The following is a 2135-nucleotide window of genomic DNA, read 5'->3' on the forward strand; positions in this document are numbered from 1 at the left end:
TTTTTAAGGTTTCTAAATTCAACTATATTTACACTTTCTTCACCTGGGGTGTCGTTGGCTACACATACTGTATCCATCCTAGATTCATCAGCTAGGACCCATTTGCCATTTATTTTGAAGTATTCTGGATAAACTGAAAGAGCGTGGTAGTTTCTTGGGCTTAGACCATCTTCTTTTACTTCTTCTAGGGTTACATTTGGTGCATTTTTAAGAAAGTCTTTTTCAAAATCTGGGTGATGGTATTTTGGCATTTCGAATTTCATTACTCTATCTCTCCTTCGTTTTTATCAGCTTTTTTATCGTTTTCTACATATTCCATTTCAGGAATTTCCATTTCACTTGCAAAAGCTTTGTTTGCTGGGCTTATTAGAGCTTTTTCACAGTTTACTACGAAATCTTGTACGTTGGTTACCATTGGTACGTAAGCAAGATTTTCTCTAGCTGCTCCTACCTTGTGTACTACGTTTTCTGTTACGTCTACACAGTAGAGATATACTGGTGAAATTTTACCGTCTTTTCTTACCCTATAGCTACTTGCCATGTTGGCTACTGATAGGGAGTGGAGCATGGTTGCTATACAAACAATTACTGTTGCCTTGTCAAGTTCTTTTTTAGTTTCTGATAGGGCCTTATCTTGGTCTCCTATTACTTCTGGAAGTGGACCGTCATCTCTGATTGATCCAGATAGGACAAATGGTACGTCCATGTCTGATAGAGTTTTGATGATACCATCTTTTACATTGCCGCTTGCGATGAAGTCTTTGATTGATCCTGTTGTTCTTACTTCATTTAATAAGTCTAAGTGGTTGTAGTGACCCATTGGTTGGTTTTCTTGGGTGTAGATATTTTGACCTAGGGCTGTATTTAGAAATCCTCCTTCAAGGTCGTGGGTTGCCATAGCGTTTCCACCTAGTAGGCAGTTGATATAGCCATTTTCCGCTAGTTGGTTTAGGGCTTTTCTTGTATCGTAGTCAAATACTACTGATGGGCCTAGGACCCATACTATATATCCGTCTTCTGAGTCTTTTTCATGTCTAAGAAGTTCAAATAGGTAGTCATAGTCTTTTGAGAAAGATGTTTCTACAGCCTTACCTGGTTTAGAATATATATCTTTTGGGAAGGCATCCTTGTAAACGTAGATACCATCTTCAATTTTGCCATCTTCGCTTACTACAACCTTATCACCTTTTTTAAGGTCTCTTATTTCTACAACTTCAACCTTGCCGTCTTTTAGGACTGCTACACAGTTGATAGAGGTATGTTCTGGTAGTTGCCACTCGCCATCTACTTTGTAGAATGTTGGCATGTGACGAGTTAGGTAGAAATCATCTGGTGCAACACCGTCTTTTTCTACTTCTTGTAGGGTAATGTCTTTAGCGTTCTTGAACTTTTCTTCTAAAAAGTCTGGTGTAACAAATTCTGGTACTTTAAATTCCATTCTTCTACTCCTTATTTTTGTTTTCTTTCAGTTTGACAGTGAGCTTATTTTCACCATCAAAGTCTAATCTTAGTTTTGAGAAAGCTTCTATTTCGTTTTCGAGATTTTTCTCGCAAATCAAAAAGTAAACATCCTGCTCTATAAGCTTCTTTATGCTCCTTGCATCAAGGCTTTCTTCCTTGGCATACTTGCCAAAGCGTTCAAAGAACCCATCCTCATAGGAAATATTTATCTGTCTTTCTAAAAGAGCCTTTTCTAGGTCTTTGAAGTTTAGGGCTATTAGCTCATCTAGTTTATCGTCTTTTAGACGGCTAAGTTTAAAGACGTAGTCTACTGACTTACCAAAGTCCACATCTAGGTTCTCTCTGGCGTAAGTATCATAGCTAGTATCTTCATCAACAGTCATTGTTAAAACCACAATAGAATTTTTAAAGTTGATGCTTCTGCCCTTATTATCTTTTATAGTTCCGTCTTGGATTATTTGTAAAACTAGGTTTTGAACCTCAAAATGTGCATTTTCTATATTTTCAAATACCAATACACTATAGGGTCTAGTTCTTAGAGCCTGGGTCAATACTCCTCCAAATTCATATCCTACATAACCAGGAGGGGCCCCAATCAACTTAGTTATTGATGATTTATCGGTAAATTCACTCATATCGAAAGTAAGTAGGGACTTATCTCCCTCATAGAGGAA

General features: G+C 37.4%; 2 protein-coding genes and 1 pseudogene. All 3 read right to left on the minus strand.

The genetic code is table 11. The features are described from left to right. A pseudogene (locus Q0410_RS05920) lies at positions 1–263 on the minus strand (hypothetical protein); the annotation flags it as partial. After that, positions 263–1438: a hypothetical protein gene (locus tag Q0410_RS05925; protein WP_299034264.1), complete on the minus strand. Its 1176-nt coding sequence runs from the start codon at positions 1436–1438 to the stop codon at positions 263–265. The gene Q0410_RS05925 and the pseudogene Q0410_RS05920, both read right to left, overlap by 1 nt. Positions 1439–1442: 4 nt before the next feature. Then, positions 1443–2135 (minus strand): AAA family ATPase (locus Q0410_RS05930; RefSeq protein WP_299034267.1); only part of this gene is annotated, 693 nt, incomplete at its 5' end.

Source organism: uncultured Anaerococcus sp., from assembly GCF_937934665.1.
In the GTDB taxonomy this organism is placed as follows: Bacteria; Bacillota; Clostridia; order Tissierellales; family Peptoniphilaceae; genus Anaerococcus.

What these genes read in the sequence shown, in the direction of transcription:
- Q0410_RS05925 (WP_299034264.1), bottom strand. Translation starts at nt 1,438, where the DNA reads ATGGAATTTAAAGTACCAGAATTTGTTACACCAGACTTTTTAGAAGAA.